Origin of the sequence: Allobosea sp. AAP35 (genome assembly GCF_001295925.1) — a bacterium.
Taxonomy (GTDB): Bacteria; Pseudomonadota; Alphaproteobacteria; order Rhizobiales; family Beijerinckiaceae; genus Allobosea.
In genome coordinates this window covers 21,127-40,642 of the sequence record NZ_LJHQ01000079.1, presented here as the reverse complement: position 1 = coordinate 40,642, position 19,516 = coordinate 21,127, and the positions used below count along the sequence as shown (strand labels likewise).

General features: G+C 66.5%; 22 protein-coding genes. 14 read left to right on the top strand and 8 right to left on the bottom strand.

Going from position 1 to position 19,516, the window contains the following annotated elements:
* The first annotated feature begins 159 nt into the window (after nt 1-159).
* The 4 genes from IP69_RS21005 to dprA are packed head-to-tail and all read left to right on the top strand — an operon-like array spanning nt 160 to nt 4,299.
* On the top strand, nt 160-1,104 hold the full coding sequence (locus tag IP69_RS21005; protein ID WP_054144777.1) for an aspartate carbamoyltransferase catalytic subunit: 945 nt from the start codon (nt 160-162) through the stop codon (nt 1,102-1,104).
* A gap of 16 nt (nt 1,105-1,120) precedes the next feature.
* Nucleotides 1,121-2,422 (top strand): dihydroorotase, encoded by a 1,302-nt coding sequence (gene pyrC, locus IP69_RS21000; RefSeq protein WP_054144776.1) that lies wholly within the window; start codon nt 1,121-1,123, stop codon nt 2,420-2,422.
* Nucleotides 2,423-2,454: 32 nt separating this feature from the next.
* On the top strand, nt 2,455-3,078 hold the full coding sequence (gene plsY, locus IP69_RS20995; RefSeq protein WP_054144775.1) for a glycerol-3-phosphate 1-O-acyltransferase PlsY: 624 nt from the start codon (nt 2,455-2,457) through the stop codon (nt 3,076-3,078).
* A gap of 15 nt (nt 3,079-3,093) precedes the next feature.
* The gene (gene dprA, locus IP69_RS20990) at nt 3,094-4,299 is read left to right on the top strand and encodes a DNA-processing protein DprA (RefSeq protein ID WP_054144782.1); all 1,206 of its coding nucleotides are present in this window, start codon (nt 3,094-3,096) and stop codon (nt 4,297-4,299) included.
* 69 nt (nt 4,300-4,368) lie between these two features.
* On the opposite strand, the gene IP69_RS22045 is transcribed toward dprA, so the two are convergent.
* Both IP69_RS22045 and IP69_RS20985 read right to left on the bottom strand, forming a co-directional pair.
* Nucleotides 4,369-4,695: a hypothetical protein gene (locus IP69_RS22045; protein ID WP_156323594.1), complete on the bottom strand. Its 327-nt coding sequence runs from the start codon at nt 4,693-4,695 to the stop codon at nt 4,369-4,371.
* Nucleotides 4,696-4,799: 104 nt separating this feature from the next.
* A complete protein-coding gene (locus tag IP69_RS20985) occupies nt 4,800-5,714 on the bottom strand; it encodes an AEC family transporter (RefSeq protein WP_054144774.1) in 915 nt (304 codons plus the stop codon).
* A 286-nt stretch (nt 5,715-6,000) separates the two neighbouring features.
* On the opposite strand from IP69_RS20985, the gene IP69_RS20980 reads away from it, so the two are divergent.
* On the top strand, nt 6,001-6,426 hold the full coding sequence (locus IP69_RS20980) for a hypothetical protein (protein ID WP_054144773.1): 426 nt from the start codon (nt 6,001-6,003) through the stop codon (nt 6,424-6,426).
* 81 nt (nt 6,427-6,507) lie between these two features.
* On the opposite strand, the gene ruvX is transcribed toward IP69_RS20980, so the two are convergent.
* The 3 genes from ruvX to IP69_RS20965 form a co-directional block, all read right to left on the bottom strand.
* Nucleotides 6,508-6,999: a Holliday junction resolvase RuvX gene (ruvX, locus tag IP69_RS20975; protein WP_054144781.1), complete on the bottom strand. Its 492-nt coding sequence runs from the start codon at nt 6,997-6,999 to the stop codon at nt 6,508-6,510.
* 74 nt (nt 7,000-7,073) lie between these two features.
* Nucleotides 7,074-8,051: a tripartite tricarboxylate transporter substrate-binding protein gene (locus IP69_RS20970; RefSeq protein ID WP_054144772.1), complete on the bottom strand. Its 978-nt coding sequence runs from the start codon at nt 8,049-8,051 to the stop codon at nt 7,074-7,076.
* A 76-nt stretch (nt 8,052-8,127) separates the two neighbouring features.
* Entirely contained in the window at nt 8,128-8,892 is a 765-nt protein-coding gene (locus tag IP69_RS20965) for a GntR family transcriptional regulator (RefSeq protein ID WP_054144771.1), read from the bottom strand.
* 87 nt (nt 8,893-8,979) lie between these two features.
* Between IP69_RS20965 and IP69_RS20960 the strand changes: the two genes are divergently transcribed.
* From IP69_RS20960 to IP69_RS20940, 5 genes are all read left to right on the top strand, one after another.
* A complete protein-coding gene (locus IP69_RS20960) occupies nt 8,980-9,267 on the top strand; it encodes a UxaA family hydrolase (RefSeq protein WP_054144770.1) in 288 nt (95 codons plus the stop codon).
* Between the two features lie 176 nt (nt 9,268-9,443).
* A complete protein-coding gene (locus IP69_RS20955; protein ID WP_054144780.1) occupies nt 9,444-10,634 on the top strand; it encodes a UxaA family hydrolase in 1,191 nt (396 codons plus the stop codon).
* Nucleotides 10,635-10,714: 80 nt separating this feature from the next.
* Nucleotides 10,715-11,779 carry a putative sulfate exporter family transporter gene (locus IP69_RS20950; protein WP_248306926.1) on the top strand — a complete coding sequence of 355 codons (1,065 nt, stop codon included), beginning with the start codon at nt 10,715-10,717 and terminating at the stop codon, nt 11,777-11,779.
* A 28-nt stretch (nt 11,780-11,807) separates the two neighbouring features.
* Entirely contained in the window at nt 11,808-12,737 is a 930-nt protein-coding gene (locus IP69_RS20945; protein WP_054144769.1) for a hydroxyacid dehydrogenase, read from the top strand.
* Nucleotides 12,734-13,717, top strand: a complete 984-nt coding sequence (locus IP69_RS20940) for an Ldh family oxidoreductase (RefSeq protein WP_054144768.1) — start codon at nt 12,734-12,736, stop codon at nt 13,715-13,717. Before IP69_RS20945 ends, IP69_RS20940 begins: the two co-directional genes overlap by 4 nt.
* On the opposite strand, the gene IP69_RS22455 is transcribed toward IP69_RS20940, so the two are convergent.
* The 3 genes from IP69_RS22455 to ade form a co-directional block, all read right to left on the bottom strand.
* On the bottom strand, nt 13,714-13,911 hold the full coding sequence (locus IP69_RS22455; protein ID WP_248306925.1) for a hypothetical protein: 198 nt from the start codon (nt 13,909-13,911) through the stop codon (nt 13,714-13,716). The two genes, IP69_RS20940 and IP69_RS22455, sit on opposite strands and share 4 nt — an antisense overlap.
* Nucleotides 13,912-14,027: 116 nt before the next feature.
* Complete coding sequence (locus tag IP69_RS20930; RefSeq protein ID WP_054144767.1) at nt 14,028-14,306, bottom strand: hypothetical protein; 279 nt, start codon at nt 14,304-14,306, stop codon at nt 14,028-14,030.
* A 72-nt stretch (nt 14,307-14,378) separates the two neighbouring features.
* Nucleotides 14,379-16,079 (bottom strand): adenine deaminase, encoded by a 1,701-nt coding sequence (ade, locus tag IP69_RS20925; RefSeq protein WP_054144766.1) that lies wholly within the window; start codon nt 16,077-16,079, stop codon nt 14,379-14,381.
* Between the two features lie 238 nt (nt 16,080-16,317).
* Between ade and IP69_RS20920 the strand changes: the two genes are divergently transcribed.
* The 4 genes from IP69_RS20920 to gatA all read left to right on the top strand — a co-directional run bounded on the left by IP69_RS20920 (nt 16,318) and on the right by gatA (nt 19,403).
* Nucleotides 16,318-16,602: a GIY-YIG nuclease family protein gene (locus IP69_RS20920; protein WP_054144765.1), complete on the top strand. Its 285-nt coding sequence runs from the start codon at nt 16,318-16,320 to the stop codon at nt 16,600-16,602.
* A 21-nt stretch (nt 16,603-16,623) separates the two neighbouring features.
* On the top strand, nt 16,624-17,322 hold the full coding sequence (locus IP69_RS20915; protein WP_054144764.1) for a metal-dependent hydrolase: 699 nt from the start codon (nt 16,624-16,626) through the stop codon (nt 17,320-17,322).
* A 105-nt stretch (nt 17,323-17,427) separates the two neighbouring features.
* The gene (gene gatC, locus IP69_RS20910) at nt 17,428-17,715 is read left to right on the top strand and encodes an Asp-tRNA(Asn)/Glu-tRNA(Gln) amidotransferase subunit GatC (protein ID WP_054144763.1); all 288 of its coding nucleotides are present in this window, start codon (nt 17,428-17,430) and stop codon (nt 17,713-17,715) included.
* Between the two features lie 173 nt (nt 17,716-17,888).
* Nucleotides 17,889-19,403, top strand: a complete 1,515-nt coding sequence (gene gatA, locus IP69_RS20905; protein ID WP_054144762.1) for an Asp-tRNA(Asn)/Glu-tRNA(Gln) amidotransferase subunit GatA — start codon at nt 17,889-17,891, stop codon at nt 19,401-19,403.
* The last annotated feature ends 113 nt before the right edge of the window (nt 19,404-19,516 follow it).

The following is a 19,516-nucleotide window of genomic DNA, read 5'->3' as shown; positions in this document are numbered from 1 at the left end:
CAGATAGCGGCACAGCCGCCAGACCAGATAGCGGCACAGCCGCCAGACCATAAGGCGTAGCGTCCTTCGCCCCGCGCCACCAGCCGGCAAACCGCATGTGGGCTTATGCTATCGCACGCTTGCGCCCCGGCCGACTCGCGCCTAAACACCCCTCTTCAAATGACATCGCCAGCCCCGCTCTATCCGCACCGGCATCTCCTCGGCATCGAGGGGCTCTCCCATTTGGACATCGAAGCGCTGCTGGACCGCGCCGACGACTACGTCGCGCTCTCCCGCCAGGTCGAGAAGAAGACGGCGACGCTGCGCGGCCGCACCCAGATCAACCTGTTCTTCGAACCCTCGACGCGCACGCAGGCCTCCTTCGAACTGGCTGGCAAGCGGCTGGGCGCCGACGTCATGAACATGTCCGTTGCCTCGTCGTCCGTGAAGAAGGGCGAGACGCTGATCGACACCGCTGCCACACTGAACGCGATGCGGCCCGACATCATCGTCGTGCGCCATCATGCGGCGGGCGCGGTCAATCTGCTCGCCCGCAAGGTCGGCTGTTCGGTGGTGAATGCCGGCGACGGCGCCCATGAGCACCCGACCCAGGCCCTGCTGGACGCGCTGACCATCCGCCGCAACAAGGGGCGGATCATGGGGCTGACGGTGGCGATCTGCGGCGACATCCTGCATTCGCGCGTGGCCCGCTCCAACATCATCCTGCTGAACGCGCTCGGCGCGAAGGTCCGGCTGATCGCACCCTCGACGCTGCTGCCCGCCGGCATCGAGCGCATGGGTGTCGAGATCTTCACCGACATGAACAAGGGGCTGGAAGGCGCTGACATCGTGATGATGCTGCGCCTTCAGCTCGAGCGCATGCATGGCGCCTTCGTGCCCTCCTCGAAAGAGTATTTCCGCTATTTTGGCCTCGATCGCGAGAAGCTGCAGCGGGCGCAGGCCGACGCCCTGGTGATGCATCCCGGGCCGATGAACCGCGGCGTCGAGATCTCCTCCGAGGTCGCCGACGGCGCCCAGTCGCTGATCCGCGAGCAGGTCGAGATGGGCGTGGCGGTGCGCATGGCGGTGCTCGACGCGCTGGCGCAGCATCTGCCCAATGTCTGAGCGAATGGAGCCGGGCATGGCCGAGCTGCAGGACGTCGCGATCCTCGATGCGCGCCTCGTCGATCCCGCCACGGGCCGCGAAGGGCGCGGCTCGCTGCTGCTGCGCGGCGGCGTCATCGCCTCGGTCGAGTGGGGCGCCGCGCCCGAGACCGGCGAGGACGTTCGGCGCATCGATGCGCGCGGGCTCGTCGTCGCACCCGGCCTCGTCGATCTGCGCGCCTTCCTCGGCGAGCCCGGCGCCGAATTCCGCGAGACCCTGGGGACAGGCTCGCAAGCCGCCGCAGCGGGCGGCGTCACCACCATCGTCTGCCGGCCGGATACCGATCCGCCGATCGACGACCCCGCGATCATCGACTTCATCAAGCGACGCGCCCGCGACAAAGCGATCGTCAACGTGCTGCCCTGCGCCGCCTTGACGAAGGGGCTCCAAGGCAAGGAGATCACCGAGTTCGGCCTGCTGCTGGAAGCCGGCGCGGTCGCCTTCGGCGATGGCGCCAAGGCGCTGCGCAACCCGCAGATCATGCGCCGTGCGATGATCTATGCCCGCGACTTCGACGCTCTGATCATGAACCATGTCGAGGACCCGGATCTGCGCGGTTCCGGCGTGATGAACGAAGGCGAATTCGCCAGCCGCAGGGGCCTGCCGGGCATTCCGCGCGAGGCCGAAACGGTCATGCTGGAGCGCGATATCCGCCTCGCAAGGGCAACCGGCGGCCGCTACCACGCCGCGATGATCTCGTGTTCCGACTCGATCGAGCTCGTGCGTCGGGCCAAGGCCGAAGGGTTGCGCGTCACCTGCGGCGCCTCGATCAACAATCTGACGCTGAACGAGAACGACGTCGGCGACTACCGCACCTTCTGCAAGGTCTCGCCGCCGCTGCGCGACGAACAGGAGCGCCTGGCCCTGGTCGCGGCGCTGGCCGAGGGCGTCATCGACGTCGTCGTCTCCGATCACGACCCGCAAGATGTCGAGACCAAGCGCCAGCCCTTCGCGGAGGCCGCCGATGGCGCGCTCGGCATCGAGACCTTGCTCTCGGCCTCGCTGCGCCTGGTCCAGGCCGGCCAGATCGCCCTGCCGGACCTGCTGGCGGCGCTCTCGACGCGGCCCGCCAATCTGCTCGGCCTCGGCTGCGGGAGGTTGGCCCCCGGCGCCCCGGCTGATCTGATGCTGCTCGACATCGACGCACCCTATGTCGTCGACAAACGCAAGCTGAAGTCGCGCGCCAAGAACTCGCCCTTTGACGAGGCGCGGCTGGAAGGCATCGTGCAGATCACCTTCGTCGGTGGTCGCGGGGTCTATGAGGCTTCTGCGGCTTAGGCTACGCTGCGCGAGCGCGACGAGAGGGCTGCATGTCGGATCTTATGAGTTGGGGCCTGTCCTGGCCCGCTTTTGCCGCGGCGCTCGTCATTGGCTATTTGCTCGGCTCGATTCCCTTCGGCATCGTCCTGACGAAGCTGAGCGGCGGGCCTGATCCGCGCAGCATCGGCTCGGGCAATATCGGCGCCACCAACGTCCTGCGTTCCGGAAACAAGAAGCTTGCGGCCCTGACATTGCTGGGCGACATGCTGAAGGGCACGGTCGCCGTGCTGGTCGGCTATTTCGCGCTCGGGGGGCCCCAGGCCGCGCTTGTCGCTGGGCTCGGCGCCTTTCTCGGCCATCTCTTCCCGGTCTGGATCGGCTTCAAGGGTGGCAAGGGCGTCGCGACCTATCTCGGCGTCCTGATCGGGCTGGCCTGGCCCGTCGCACTGGCCTTCGCGGCTATCTGGCTGTCTGTCGCGAAAGTCTCGAAATACTCCTCGCTGGCGGCCCTTGTGGCGAGCGTCGCGACGCCGGTGATGCTCTGGTTCGCTGCAGGCAACCGGCAGGCGGCGCTGCTGATGGCGGCGTTGGCCTGCCTGCTCTGGTTCATGCATCGAGGCAACATCGCCCGGCTGCTCTCCGGCAGCGAGGGCAAGATCGGGCAGAAGGGCTGAAACGCCATGGCTGGCATCGTCCTCACCGATCGCCAGCGCCTCGATTGGCTCCGCCTGATCCGCAGCGAAAGCGTCGGCCCGCGCACCTTCCGCTCGCTGATGAACCGCTTTGGTGGCGCCGCTGCCGCGCTCGACGCATTGCCGGATCTCGGCCGGCAGGCCGGCCGCGCGATCCGCATCTGCACGATGGCCGAAGCCGAGCGCGAGATGGAAACGCTGCGTCGGCTCGGCGGGCGGATGATCGCGCTCGGCGAGGCGCAATACCCGCGGCCCCTCCAGGCAATCGACTCCGCGCCGCCGCTGCTGGCGCTGCTGGGGCAGGCGCCGGTGTTGCTGCGCCCCTGCGTTGCGCTGGTGGGTTCGCGCAACGCCTCCGCCGCCGGCATGAAATTCACCGCCCGCCTTGCCCGCGATCTCGGTGAAGCCGGCTTCGCCATCGTCTCGGGCCTGGCGCGCGGTATCGACACCGCGGCCCATGAGGCCAGCCTTGCGACCGGGACCATCGCGGTCCTCGCCGGCGGGCTCGACGAGGTCTACCCGCCGCAGAACCTTCCGCTTCTGCATCGCCTGCTGGAGCAGGGCGCTGCGATCAGCGAGATGCCGCTGGGGCTCGCGCCGCGCGGTCGTGATTTTCCCCGCCGGAACCGCCTGGTCTCGGGGCTTTCGCTGGGAACGGTGGTGGTCGAGGCCGCGCGCAAATCCGGCTCTCTGATCACGGCCCGCTTTGCCAACGAGCAGGGTCGGCTCGTTTTCGCGGTGCCGGGCTCGCCGCTGGACCCGCGCGCCGAGGGCGGCAACCATCTGATCCGGGAGGGCGCGACGCTCTGTGCCGATGCCTCCCACGTGATCGAAGCGCTGACACCGCTGCTCGATGGGGACGAAGGCTTCCTCTCGCCGCCACCGAGCATGCGTGACAGTGGCGCCGATCCGATGACCGAGGCGCTGTGGGACGAGCTCGATCTGCCTGGAATCGAAGCCGCCCCCTCGGCGGCGATTCCCGAGCCGGACCACAGCGGGGGCGTGATCGCGGGGGCTGCCGAGGTGGTCGATGACCGCCGGCTGATCCTCCAGCTTCTCGGAGGCGCACCGATCTCGGTGGATGACCTCGTCCGCGCGAGCGGGCGATCGGCGCGGGAGATCAGCCAGACCCTGCTCGACCTCGAGCTTGACCAACTGATCCGGCGTCACCCCGGAGGGACGCTGTCAAGGACCGAAGCCTGAGGCGTCGCGCGACGGCAATCCTTGCCGGCAACGACTTTCGATGGCGTCGCTGGCTTCGTCGATGCTTGGCTAACGCGTTTGTGCGGAACCGTTTTCCTGCCCCGGATGACCGGGACGTTCTCGCTGGATCGACGCTTCCAGCCGTGCCATTTCGAGAAAATAGGCGAGGCTGTCGAGTTTCGCCGCCTGCGCCATCCCTCGCAGGGATGCAGTGAGACCCTCGATATATCCGGCGACTTCGCGCGGTGTGGCCTCCCATGAGGCTGTCTCGCGGCGACCAGGGTACCTCGCGCCGGTGACCAACTCGGTATCGAGGCCGCTCGATGATGGATGGTCATGCGAAGCCAGCTGATTGCGTCCTTTAGGCGTCATCACCGAGCGTCCCTTGAAAGTCATGGGCAAGGCCGAAGGGCCAGGACGCGTCATCGACCATCGAAGGCGTGTCAGGGCGATGCAATCATAACGTGTATCACCCTTCGATCTCAAGCATCGGGATCGGTTCAACCCAGGAAAAGCACCGCCATCGGCAGGGTCGCGAGGGCGAGCAAAGTCTGCAGCGTGGTGATTTCCGCCATCAGCGGGGCATCTCCGCCCAGATCGCGTGCGAGAAAATAGGCTGCAGTGGCTGTCGGCACCGAGGCGGCGACGACTGTCATGGTCAGGGCGGGCCCCGACAGTCCCAGATAGCGCGCGATCGTCCAGGCCAGCAGCGGCATCACCACGAGCTTGACGCCGATTGCGATGCAATGCGCGAGGCGAGGCCGCGCCAGGCTGCGCAGGTCGAGCCCAGCGCCCACCGCGAGCAGCCCGACGCCGAGCGCGGCCCGTCCCATCACGTCGAGATAGGTGACGATCGCCACCGGCAGCATCCATTGCATCTGGTTGAGGGCCAGCCCGACGGCGGACGACCAGATGAAGGGATTGAACAGGATCGACCGGATCGTCGCCGAGGGGCTCATCGGCTTGCCATGGGCGAAGCGTGCCAGCACCAGCACGCAGAGCACGTTGAGCAAGGGAATCATCGCCGCGACCGCGATCGCCATCAGAGTGGTGCCGTCGCGTCCCTGCAGCCCTGCCGCCAGCGCCAGCGCGATGAAGGTGTTCCAGCGAATCGAGCCCTGGAAGATCGAGGTGAAGGCCGGCCCTTCGATGCCCGCGCGCGCCAGCAGCGGCCGCGATGCCAGGAGCAGACCGGCCACAGTCACGATCGCCAGCACGAGGCTCATGCCCATCGCCAGCACCGGCAGCGCGCCGAGATCGGCCACCGCCAGCGTGTGGATCACGACCGCAGGGAACAGCACCTGATAGGTCAGCCGCTCGACACCCAGCCAATGCGCCGGCGAGACCGTTCCCCGCGCTTTCAGAGCCCAACCCGTGGCGATGACGAGGAAGACGGCGATCAGACTGGACAGCATGAGGGGGACAGCAGCGAGGTGGGACAGGGCGCCGCGTTGAAAAGCCCTGAGGGCTCGCGGGCGGTGGGAACTGGACACGCGCCTTGGCGTTCTAACCGGCAGGCAAAGCATCTTCACGAGGTCGTGCTGCCACTCCTTTCACGGCAGTCTGTGACCGGCAAGGGGCGCATCACCGGGGGGCCCTGCGCCTGCCGCATTCCCGCCGCGATCGGTTCACGCGGCATTCAAGCGCCTGGAACGATCCTGGCGGCCAAGTCGGGATCATCCCGGCGACAGGAGATCCATCATGATGTCGCTCAGGAAGACCGCCATTGTCGCGCTCGCCTCGGTGAGCGTCGCCTCCGCTGCTCTCGTGGCACCCGCGTTTGCGTCGGGCGCACCCAAGAGCTTCGATGCCGCCAGGCTCGATCAGGCGAACGCCGAATTCACCCAGTATCATGGATACCGTGGCGGCTATCGCGGCGGCTGGCATCGCGGCAATCGCGGCGCGGGCATCGCAGCCGGCGTCGGCCTCGGCATTCTCGGCGCGGCGGTCATTGCCTCGCAGCGCAGGGCCTATGCCGACCCCTACTACGACAATGGCTACTACGCGCCGGCTCCGGTCTATGCCCCGGGGCCAGTCTACTACGCGCCCGCTCCGGTCTATGCCCCGGCGCCGGTCTATCGGCGATACTACGGCCGCCCGGCCTACGACTTCCGCGACCATCGTTGAGGTCGACTGTTCAAACACGACGCCCGCGCGCCTCTGGCGCGCGGGTTTTTTCATGCCGCCATGGTAAGGCGGCTACCTGAATCAGGCCGCGTCGTCGGGGCTCGCCGGCATCCGCATCAGCCGGTCGAGCGCGCCCTGCAGGATGTAGGCGGCCGCCATCTTGTCGACAACGGCGGCGCGTTTGGCGCGCGAGGCGTCGGCGTCGAGCAGGGTCCGAGTCACGGCCATGGTCGAGAGGCGCTCGTCCCAGAAGGCGATCGGCAGGCTTGTCAGGGGCACGAGATTGCGCACGAAGGCGCGCGTCGATTGCACGCGCGGGCCCTCGGTCCCGTCCATGTTCAGCGGCAGGCCAATGATCAGACCGGCCACGGCGTGTTTGTCGGCGATTTTCAGAAGCGCAACGGCATCGAGGCTGAACTTGACCCGGCGGATCGTCTCGAGCGGTGTCGCGATCTGGCGCTCGACGTCAGACAGCGCGAGCCCGATCGTCTTGGTGCCAAGATCGAGGCCCAGCAGCCTGGCGTGGTCTGGCAAGCCTATGAAGGTTTCGAGCGGAACGACATTGCTGGACATGGGCAGGCCGGTAGCATGCGCCGCCGCGCGAGGCGAGCGGCGCATGCCATGGTCGAAGCAACACAGACCAGGCGTCAGCCCTGCGGCTTGACGCCGGCGGCTGCCAGCGAAGCCGCCCATTTGTCGACCTCGGCGGCAAACAGCTTGGCATGCGCCTCGCGGGTCAGTTCGCCTTCGGGAAACGTGCTGGTTCCGAAAGCCTTGAACTTCTCGACGACGGCAGGGTCCTTCAGCGCACCGCGCAGCGCCGCGTTCAGCTTGTCGAGCACCGGTGTCGGCGTGCCCTTGGGGGCGTAGAGCCCGTGCCAGATCGTCATGTCGAGCTTGGCGCCGGCTTCGGCCATCGTCGGCGTCTCGGGCAGCACGTCGAGCCGCTGGGCAGAGGTCACGGCATAGGCGCGGATGCTCTTGCCCTGGATCTGCGGGATCGCCGAGGTCGACTGGTCGCAGAGGATGTCGATCTGGCCGCCGACCAGGTCGTTCATCGCCGGCCCCGTCCCGCGATAGGCGACCTGGTTGAACTTGGCGCCGAGCTGCTGCGACATCAAAACCGCGCAGAGATGCGAGTTCGAGCCGACGCCTGCATGGGCGATCGTCAGCTTCTGCGCATTCTCCTTGATATAGGGGAAGAACGCCTTGGCGTCGGTCGGCGGCAAGGCGAGCTTGCTGGCGATCACCATCGGCCCGGTATTGACCAGCCCGATCGGGGCGAAGGCCGTCTTCGTATCATAGCCGAGATTGTTGTAGAGCGACGGCGCGGCCGCCAGCGCGAGATGGTGGATCAGGATGGTGTGGCCATCCGGCTCGGCTGCCGCCAGTCGCTTGGCGCCTGCCGTTCCGCCGGCTCCGGCGACATTCTCGATCATCACGGTCTGGCCAAGCGTCTTGCTCATCTGCTCGCCGAGCAGGCGGGCGATAACGTCGCTGGGCCCGCCCGCGGCGTAGGAGACGATCACCGTGATCGGCTTGGTCGGGTAAGCCTGCGCCAGTGCTGGCGCAGACAGGGTCAAGGTCAGCAGCCCGGCAAGGGCTGCCCGTTTGGTCATGCTCATGCGTATCCTCCTTGGGTCGTGTTGAACGGCCGATCTGTGTCGGCTTGGGTGGGTAAGTTCGTAGACCTCGAACGCGTCAGCGCAGATCGGACTGGTAGTGAGCCTCCTCGGTCAAACACAGGCTGAGACGTCGCTCGACGGCTGAACCGTCGAGCGAAAGCGCGATACGGTCGATCGCGAGAGCCGGTGTGCCCGTCGCGACGCCCAGAAGCTGGGCCTCGTCGCCCTTCAGCGCCACGGCCTTGAGACGCTCGCAGGCGTTGGCGATGGTGATGCCATAGCGCGTCGCAAACAAGCTGTAGAGATTATTGGGCACCGGCCCGTCCGCGAGACCCGGAAACACCAGGGCGGGCAGGCTGATCGTCTCGAGGATCAGCGGCTTGCCGCCGAGCGAGCGGATCCGGCGGATGCGGATGACCTCGGCCTCGGCGGCGAGATTGAGCGCGGTGCGCTCGGTGGCGTCCACGGTGGCCTTCACCATGTCCAGCACCTGGCTGTCGGGAAAGCGAGCGACGCCGTCATCCGAGACCAGCTTGAAGAACTGGAACAGGATGCGCTGCTCATCATGCTCGGCGACGAAGGTCCCGCGGCCCTGGCGGCGCACCAGCAGGTTCTCGGCGGCGAGCTCATCGAGCGCCTTGCGGACCGTGCCCTGGCTCACGCCGATCTCCCCGGCAAGCTGACCTTCGCTGGGAATCGCCATTCCCGGCAGCCATCGGCCGTCCATGAGTCGGCGCACAAACTGGTCCTTCACCTGCCGGTAGAGCGGTCGAAATCCAAGGATTTCGGCTCCGGCGGGCGTTTCGGGACCCGTTGCATTTTCGAGCTTGTGCTCAGTCATGTGTCTTATATAAGACTTGTTGCAAGGCCGGTCGAGTCCTGAATTGCGGATGGGAACCGGATAAGAATCGACTGTGAGGAGACACCCATGAGCATGCCCCACCTCCTGGTTCACGAGGCAAAGGACACCGTCGGCGTCGTCGTCGTCGAAGGTCTGAAGGCTGGCACCGAGATGCTGTGCGTCGTGACCCACGACAATTCCGATTTCAAGCTGACCGCCAAGATGGACATCCCGATCGGCCACAAGGTCGCGCTGAAGGATATCGCCAAGGGCGAGACGATCTGGAAATACGGCCAGGACATCGGCCAGGCCAAGGATGATGTGAAGCAGGGCGAGCACCTGCATGTCCACAACGCCAAGACCAAGCGCTGGTGAGCACGGCTCTGTCGATTTCCAGCTGATCCCAACCAGAACGGGCTCCCGGCAAGGTCGAGCCCGCCAGGCACAAGAGGAAACACCCCATGTCCATCGTTGCCAATTTCGACCTCGTCAAAGGGACGCTCGAAGATTTCAAGGGCAGGCAGATCGAGGCCCCGGCCTTCAAGGCGCCGATGGTCAAGCGCCCGACCGGCCCAAGCCTCGATTCCTTCAACGGCTGGCGCCGTGAAAACGGCCGCGTCGGCGTGCGCAACCATGTGTTGCTGCTGCCGCTCGACGATCTCTCCAATGCCGCCTGCGAGGCCGTGGCCAACAACGTCAAGGGCACGCTGGCGATCCCGCACGCCTATGGCCGCCTGCAGTTCGGCGAGGATCTGGAAATCCATTTCCGCACCCTGATCGGCACGGGTTCCAACCCCAACGTCGCCGCCGTCGTAGTCATCGGCATCGAGGATGGCTGGACCAAGCGCGTCGTCGACGGCATCGCCAAGACCGGCAAGCCGGTCGTCGGCTTCGGCATCGAGGGCCATGGCGACATCGCCACGATCGCCAAGGCCTCCTATGTCGCCAAGGAGTTCGTGCAGTGGGCGACCGAGCTGCAGCGCGAAACCTGCGGCATCGAGGAGCTCTGGGTGTCCACGAAATGCGGTGAATCCGACACCACCACCGGCCTGTCCTCCTGCCCGACCGTCGGCAACATGTATGACAAATGGATCCCGCGCGGCGTCTACGGCGTCTTCGGCGAGACCTCCGAGATCACCGGCGCCGAGCATCTCTGCAAGGCGCGCGCCGCGACTCCCGAAGTCGGCGAGCGCTGGTACAAGATGTGGAAGGCCTATCAGGATGATGTCATTGAGGCCCACAAGACCGACGATCTCTCGGATTCGCAGCCGACCAAGGGCAACATCGCCGGCGGCCTGACAACGATCGAGGAAAAGGCTCTCGGCAACCTGGAAAAGATCGGCCGGGAGTGCAAATTCATCGACATCCTGCAGCCGGCGGAAGCGCCGACCAAGGGTCCTGGCCTCTACTACATGGACACCTCCTCGGCGGCGGCTGAATGCGTGACCCTGATGGCGGCGGGCGGCTATGTCGTCCACACCTTCCCGACCGGTCAGGGCAACGTCATCGGCAACCCGATCGTGCCCGTGATCAAGATCACCGGCAACCCCAAGACGATGCGCACCATGCCGGAGCACATCGACGTCGACGTCTCGGGCATCCTGCGCCGCGACATGACGATCCCGCAGGCGGGCGACGCCCTGATCGAGAACATCGTGCGCACCGCCAATGGCCGCCTGACTGCGGCGGAAGCATTGGGCCACCGCGAATTCTCGATGACCAAGCTCTACCGCAGCGCTTGAGCCGCTAACAGCCGGGGCGGCCTGTCCGCCGCCCCGGCTGCGTCTTTTCGCTCCGGCCGAAACCTCGGGAGCTTCCAGTCTTGTCCATCGCGACGACCGCCCGCGTCAGTGCCTGGCGTCCGCTCCTCGACGGCATCGCGCTCTCGGCTGCGGTCGCAGTGGCCGCCTATCTCGCCGAGCCGTTGGTGAAATCCGCCGCCGGCGGTCGTTTCGGCATCCCCGCCGTCGTGATCGCGCTGATCATCGGCATGCTTTTGCATCCCTTTGCCAATGCGCCGCGCTTCCAGCCCGGCATGACCTTCTGCGTCAAGAAGATGCTGCGCTGGGCGATCGCGCTGCTGGGCCTTCGCGTCGCGCTCGGCGACATCATCGCGCTGGGCCTGACAACGGCGCTGCTGGTGATCTTCGCGATGGCGGCGACCATTGCCTCGGGATTTTTGTTGGCACGCTGGCTCGGCCGCGAGACCGGCATGGGCGCGCTCGGTGGTGTCGCGACCGCCGTCTGCGGCGCATCGGCCGCGCTCGCCACCGCCACCGTCGTGCCCGATTACAAGACCAAGGCCGCGGACGTCGCCTTCACCGTCATCGCCATGAACGCGCTCTCGACACTGGCGATGCTGGCCTATCCGCTGATCTGCGTCTGGCTCGGCTTCACGCCGGCACAGACCGGAATCATGCTCGGCGCCACCATCCATGACGTGGCCCAGGTCGTCGGTGCGGGGCAGGCGGTGTCGGTCGAGGCGGCAAATGCCGCGATCATCGTCAAGCTGTTCCGGGTGTTCCTGCTGCTGCCCGCCGTGCTGATCGTCGGCTGGTGGCTGCTGCGCGACGAAGCCCGGCTCGCCGGCAATGTCGCGGAGAAGGCCAAGGTCCCGGTCCCGGTTTTCGCCATCATGTTCCTGGTGCTGTGCCTGGTGAACAGCGTGCTGGCCATTCAGCCGGCCCTGGCCGATCTCTACCAGCCGATCCGCACGGTACTGCTGGCGATCTCGGGCTGGGGCCTGCTCATCGCCATCGCGGCGCTTGGGCTGGGCACCTCGCTGGGCGCCATGGCCAGGCTCGGCTGGCGCCATATGGTGCTGGTCACCGGGACCAGCCTCGTCATCCTCGTAATCGTCACCGGCGGCCTGATCGTACTGGGCTGACCGTCATATTGTCTGAAAGGCTGCATCCATGACCGATATCGTCATCACGGAATTCATGGACGAGGCGGCCGTCGCCATGCTCAGCGCCCGCTACAGCGTCCATCACGACGCCGAGCTTTTCGGCAAGCCGGACGAACTGGCGAGGCTGATCGCCGAGGTCCCCGCCCTGATCGTGCGCAACCAGACTCAGGTGAGGGGGGACGTGCTGGCCGCGGCAACGAAGCTCAAGGTCGTCGGCCGTCTCGGCGTCGGGCTCGACAACATCGACATGGATGCCTGCGGCGCGCGCGACATCAAGGTCTTCCCGGCGACGGGAGCAAATAGCCTCTCCGTGGTGGAGTATGTCATCGGCAGCGCCATGATGCTGCTGCGCGGCGCCTATTTCGCCAATGCCGCCATGGTGGCGGGCGAATTCCCCAAGACCAAGCTGATTGGCCGCGAGATCGCCGGCAAGCGGCTCGGCCTCGTCGGCTTCGGCGCCATCGCCCGCGACACCGCGGCCCATGGCCGCCTGCTCGGCATGACGGTCGCGGCCTATGACCCTTACGTTCCTGCCGACGACAAGGCCTGGGCGGGCACCGAGCGGCTCGATCTCGACGCCGTGCTCGCGACCTCCGACGTTATCAGCGTCCATCTGCCGCTGACGCCCGAGACCAAGGGCCTGATCGGCAAGGACGCGCTGGCGCGGATGAAGCCCGACGCCATCCTGATCAATGCGGCGCGCGGCGGCATCATGGACGAGGCGGCGCTGGTCTCGGCGCTGAAGGCCGGCAAGCTCGGCGGCGCGGCGATCGACGTCTTCGCCGAGGAGCCCTTGCGCGGCGCCGGCAAGCTGTTCGCGGATGTGCCGAACCTGATCCTGACGCCCCACATCGCCGGCAACACGGTCGAATCCAACGGGCGCGTCTCCGGGCTGGTGGCCGAACGCGTCATCGCGGCGCTGGAGGGACGGCTGTGACCCGCGTCTCCTTCGAGCGGGCCGAAGCCCGCCTGACCGATATCTTCGCCGCCGCCGGCGCATCCCCCGCCAATGCGGCCTCCGTCGCCTGGGCACTGGTGATGGCGGAAGCCGACGGGCTGAAGGGGCACGGCCTGTCGCGGGTGCCGACCTACCTCGCCATGCTGAAATCCGGGAAGATCAACGGCCTGGTGGTGCCCAAGGCAAGCCGGCCGAAGCCCGGTGTGCTGGCGATCGACGCCGGGCACGGCTTCGCCTATCCGGCGATCGACCTCGCCATCGCCGAGATCCCGGGGCTGGCGCGCGAACAGGGCATCGTTGCGGTGCCGATCCGCCGCTCCAACCATTGCGGTGCCGCGGGCCTGCATGTCGAGCGCCTCGCCGATCAGGGGCTCGTCGCGATGCTGTTTGCCAATACGCCGGGCGCCATCGCGCCCTGGGGCGGCTCGAAGCCGGTCTTCGGCACCAACCCGATCGCGTTTGCCGCGCGGCTCGCCGGGCGCGAGCCGGTCGTCATCGACATGGCGCTGTCAAAGGTTGCGCGCGGCCCCATCGTCGCCGCCAAGCAGAAGGGGCAGGCGATCCCCGAGGGCTGGGCGCTCGACGTCCACGGCAAGCCGACGACGGACGCAGCCGCAGCGCTCGCCGGCACCATGGTTCCGCTGGGCGACGCCAAGGGCGCGACGCTGGCGATGATGGTCGAGATCCTGGCGGCGGCGCTGGTCGGCGCGCATTTCGGCTTCCAGGCTTCGTCCTTCCTCGACGCCGAAGGCGGCCCGCCCGACACCGGCCAGCTCATTCTCGCCATCGACCCGCATGCCATGGGCGGCAACTGGTTCGACGAGCGCATGCGCGTCCTCGCCCACGCCATCGAGGAGCAGGAGGGCACGCGGCTGCCGGGCGTCAGGCGCCTGACTCTGCGTGCCAAGGCGCGGGCCGAAGGGATTGATATGCCTGAGGAAATGCTGGGCGGAGGTTAGCCGTCCGGCGGCTCGTCTTCTCGTTGGCGAAACGCACGCTCCAGATCGCGCCCGCCATAAAGGACCCGTTCAATAATCACCGCAGTGTCGTCGATCCGAAACGCGATCGTAACGCGTGCTTCCAGTCCGATGATGCGCAAGCCCGGTGCCAAATCGTTTCTGGCCGTCCCGCGCGCGGGAAAGTCTTGCAGCAATGCAATTCGTCGCTCGATCCGATCGACGAACCCACGGGCTCCGAATGCCGGATTAGTCTGCGATCCAGTCGATGATCGCTTCTAAATCCGCCTCGGCCAGCGGCGAGAAGGTGATCCTATACCGTTTCACCCTCGCGGGCCTCGCGATCGTCGAGGCGGGCTCTCAATCGTGCGAAAACCTGATCGGCCGGAATCGAGGGCCGCGGATCGGCCAGCGCCTCCTCAACCTTGCGCTTCAACTCGGCCTCGAACGCCCGTTCCTCGCGGGCGAGCGCCTCCAACCCGGCACGCACCACGTCGCTCGGCGAGGCAGACTCGCCTGAGCGGACCCGCTCTTCGACCTTCTCGGCGAGGTCCCCGAGTGTCGCGGTCAGCGTCGTGTTCGGATCGTCCATCGCGAACCTCCCATCCGGACTCCGGCATTTTATCACGCGTCTGGCCGCGGGCCCAGAACCCTGAACTCGCCGCTAAACGAAGTCGAACGCGTTGACATCGACCAGCCCCTTGTCGGTGATCTTGAGATGCGGGATCACCGGAAGGGTCAAAAACGCGACCTGCAGGAAGGGCTCGGCCAGCACGACGCCGAGCGCTTTTGCCGCTGCCCTCAAGTCCTCCAGCCCGTGCCGCACGGTCTCGAAAGGCTGGTCGCTCATCAGCCCCGCCACCGGCAGTGCGAGTTCCGCCGTCACCACACCGCCATCTGCCACCGCAAAGCCGCCGCCGATCTCGATCAGCCGGTTGGCGGCCGCCGCCATCGAGGCCTCATCGACACCGACGACACAGAGATTATGGCTGTCATGGCCGACCGAGGAGGCGATCGCGCCCTGCTTCATCCCGAAGCCATGCACGAAGCCGGTGGCGATGCCGCCTGTCTTGCCGTGCCGCTCGATCACGCTGACCTTGACCGCGTCCTGATCGAGATCAGGCAGGGCCTGCCCGTCGCGGGCGGGCAGTAGCATCGCCAGCCGCTCGGTGATGATGCGGCCGGGCACGACACCGATCACGGGCGTCTCGCCATCGCGCGCCAACGCCTTGAAATCCTCCGCAAGCAGCGTCCGGCTCTTGACGCTTCCAAGCCCAACCGGTGCGATCGTGGCCCGGTCCGAGAAGAGCTCTGACCCCACCAGCCTGCCGCCAGCAAATACCTGCTTAACGGAACAGGCCGCCAGATCTTCCACCAGCACGATGTCGGCGCGCTTGCCCGGCCCGATGAAGCCGCGATCGAACAGGCCAAACAGCCGCGCGGCCGAGAGCGAGGCGATGCGATAGGTCGCCAGAACATCCGCGCCGCGGGCGATGGCAGTGCGGATCATGAAGTCCAGATGGCCTTCCTCGGCGATGTCGAGCGGGTTGCGGTCGTCGGTGCAGAAGGCGAGGAAGGGCGAGGCGTCACGCGAGATCAGCGGAATCAGTTGCAGCAGATCCTTCGAGACCGAGCCCTCGCGGATCAGGATGGCCATGCCCTTGGCGAGTTTCTCGCGCGCCTCGTCGGCCGTCGTCGTCTCGTGGTCGGTGCGGATGCCCGCGCTCAGATAGGCGTTGAGGTCCATGCCGCGAACCAGCGGCGCGTGCCCGTCGATATGCCGGTCGGAGAAGGCGGAAAGCTTCGCGAGACAGCCGGGATCTCGATGGATCACGCCCGGGAAATTCATGAATTCGGCGAGCCCGATCACCTTGGGATGGAACATCATCGGCGTCAGGTCGTCCGCATCGAGCCGTGCGCCTGCCGTCTCCAGATGCGTCGCCGGCACGCAGCTCGACAGGTTGATACGCAGATCCATCCGCATCGCCTCGGCGCAGCGCAGGAAATAGCCGATGCCCTCACCGCCGAGCACATTGGCGATCTCATGAGGATCGCAGATCGCGGTGGTGACGCCGTGCGGCAGCACGCAACGCTCGAACTCGAGCGGCGTCACCAGCGAGGATTCGACATGGAGATGCGTGTCGATGAAGCCCGGCACCGCGATCAGCCCGGTGGCGTCGAACTCGGCCTTGCCCTGATAGGCGCCATGCGTGCCGACGATCGTATCGCCGCAGAGCGCGATGTCGCTCTCAACCAGATCGCCGGTGACGAGATCCAGCAACCGCGCCCCGCGGATGACGAGATCGGCGGGCTCATCCCCGCGCCCCTGGGCGATCCGGCGGGCGAGGGTGGCGGCATCGGTCATTGGGCGAACTTTCCGGTTGTGTCGATTTGCATGGGAATCGCTGGCTGCACCACACATGTATCCAGCCTGACGTGGTCGTCCCGGGCAAGCGGCGCAAGCCGCGCCGACCCGGGACCCATTCCGGAACGATTCCCTGTGGGTTCCGGTCGCCCTGTTCGCCCTTTTTCGGCGACTGTTCCGGAATGGGTCCCGGGTCTACGCTGCGCTTCGCCCGGGACGACCGCGCGGGGATGCTGGGATGTGGGTGTATCTGCTTGCGAGCAAGAAGGGCGGCACCCTCTATGTCGGCGTCACGCGTTCGCTGTCTCGCCGCGTGTCGGACCATCGAGAGGGTCGGGGTTCGGAGTTTGCCGCTCGCCATGGCGCGTTGCGCCTCGTTTACGCTGAATATTACAGCAATCCCGAAGAAGCTATCGCGCATGAGAAGCGCATCAAGCACTGGCACCGGGCCTGGAAGATTGCGCTGATCGAGCGCTCCAATCCCGACTGGAATGATCTATACCCCACTGCGCATCTCGACTGAGCGACCCATCGGAGCCTCCCCATGAAACTGACCTGGTACGGCCATTCCGCCTTCCGCGCCGAGATTGACGGCGCTGTCATCCTGATCGACCCGTTTTTCACCGGAAACCCGGTCTTCGAGGGCGATATCGCGGCGATCTCGAAAGGCGTGACCCATATCGTCGTCACCCATGGCCATGGCGACCATGTCGGCGACGCGCTCGCCATCGCCGAGACCACCGGCGCCACCGTCATCACCAATTACGATCTCGCCATGCATCTGGCCTCCAAAGGCCTGAAGGCTTTCCAGCCCGTGAACACCGGCGGCACCATCGATCTCGGTCCGTTCAGCGTCACCTGGGTCCGCGCCGACCATTCGGCCGGCATGGGCGAAGCAGGCGTGAGCGTACCCGTCGGCAGCGCCAATGGCGCGATCATCAAGGCGAAGGGTGAGAAGACGCTCTGGCACATGGGCGATACCGACATCTTCTCCGACATGGCACTGCTCAGCGAGATCCACGGCGTAGAGGCCTGCATCTGCCCGGTCGGCGACCGCTTCACCATGGGCGGCAAAGTCGCGGCTCTGGCCATGACGCGCTTCGTCAAGCCAAAGGTCGCGATTCCCTGCCATTACGGCACCTTCCCGCTGATCGACGCCAATGCCGACGCCTTCGTCGCCGGGCTGCAGGGCAGCGACATCCAGGCGCTGGTGCCGAAGAAGGGCGAGGCGTTCGCGATCTAGGGCGCCCCTCGGCAATGGCGAGCGATCCTTGCGAGCGATCGATCCTCACCTTATAGCCCTGACAACCCTTTGGCGCACCGCGCCACCCCGATCCAGGAGCCCGCCATGTCGGTCGATCTCGCCACCGTCAAACGCGTCGCGCATCTGGCGCGCATCGCCGTGCCGGAGGCTGATCTGCCAAAGCTGCAAGGCGAGCTCAACGCCATCCTCGGCTTCGTCGAGCAGCTCAACGAGGTCGATGTCACGGGCGTCGAGCCGCTGACCTCGGTGACGCCGATGGCGATGAAGCAGCGTGAGGACGTCGTCACCGACGGCGAGATCGCCGACATCATCGTCGCCAACGCACCGGCTTCCGACGACAATTATTTCATGGTGCCTAAAGTCATCGAGTAGCGCGGGCCACCGCCCCCGTCATTGCGAGCCCTCGGGTCTTGCCATAGGCAAGCCCAAGGACAGGCTCCGCGAAGCAATCCAGGGGACCCACTCGCGCCGCACTCCTGGATTGCTTCGTCGCTGCGCTTCTCGCAATGACGTTTTCACCGACAGACTTCATTCGGATATCGCCCGTGACCGATCTCACCCGCCTGACCCTGACCGAGGCCCGCGATGGGCTGAAGGCCAAGACCTTCTCCGCCACCGAGCTGACCACGGCCCATATCGCGGCGATCGAGAAGGCCCGCGCGCTGAACGCCTATGTGCTGGAAACGCCCGAGCAGGCGCTGGCCCAGGCAGCCGCCTCCGATGCGAAGCTCGCGAAGGGCGAGGGTGGTCCGCTGGAGGGCCTGCCGCTTGGCATCAAGGACCTGTTCGCCACCAAGGGCGTGCGCACCACCGCCTGCTCGAAGATCCTCGGCAATTTCGTGCCGCCCTATGAATCGACCGTGTCGGGCCAGCTCTGGCGCGACGGCGCCGTCATGCTCGGCAAGCTCAACAATGACGAGTTCGCCATGGGTTCGTCGAACGAGACCTCGACCTTCGGCTCCGTCGTCAACCCCTGGCGCCGGAAGGGCTCCAATGTCTCGGCGGGGCAGGGTGGCGCCATCGAAGGGGCCCATCTCGTACCCGGGGGCTCGTCTGGCGGGTCGGCTTCGGCTGTGGCGGCCGATCTATGCCTCGCGGCAACCGCCACCGACACCGGCGGCTCGATCCGCCAGCCGGCCGCCTTCACCGGCACGGTCGGCATCAAGCCGACCTATGGCCGCTGCTCGCGCTGGGGCATCGTCGCTTTCGCCTCGTCGCTCGACCAGGCCGGCCCGATCGGCAAGACGGTCCGCGACTGCGCCGTCATGCTGGGCTCGATGGCCGGCCACGACCCGAAGGACACGACCTCGGTCGATATGGCCGTGCCCGATTACGAGAAGGCGGTCGGCCGCTCGATCAAGGGCATGAAGATCGGCATCCCTAAGGAATATCGCCTCGACGGGCTCAATGCCGAGATCGAGGCGCTCTGGCAGCAGGGCATCGACTGGCTCAAAAGCGCCGGCGCCGAGATCGTCGAAATTTCCCTTCCCCACACCAAATACGCCCTGCCGGCCTATTACATCGTCGCCCCGGCGGAAGCCTCGTCGAACCTCGCCCGCTATGACGGCGTGCGCTACGGCCTGCGCGAGCCCGGCCGCGACATCGCCGACATGTATGAGAAGACCCGCGCCGAGGGCTTCGGCGCCGAGGTCAAGCGCCGGATCATGATCGGCACCTATGTCCTCTCGGCCGGCTATTACGACGCTTATTATGTCCGTGCCCAGAAGGTCCGCACCCTGATCAAGCGCGATTTCGACGAGGCCTATGCCGCCGGCATCGACGCGGTCCTGACCCCGGCGACGCCGTCCGCTGCTTTTGGCATTGGCGAGAAGGGTTCGTCCGATCCCGTCGAGATGTATCTCAACGACATCTTCACGGTGACGGTGAACATGGCCGGCCTGCCGGGTCTCGCCGTTCCCGCCGGTCTCGACCGCCAGGGCCTGCCGCTCGGCCTCCAGCTCATCGGCCGCCCCTTCGACGAGGAGACGCTGTTCTCGCTCGGCCAGGTGATCGAGGACGCGGCGGGCCGTTTCCCGGTCAGCGAGCGCTGGTGGGGCTGAGCCCACGGTTGCTGGGTGAATTGACACCCTGCCGCGAAAAAGGTCAGATCGGCTGACGCTTGGGCAACGGGCGCTCGCGGAATCCCGCGGGTCACCCACGGACCCGGCCTGCT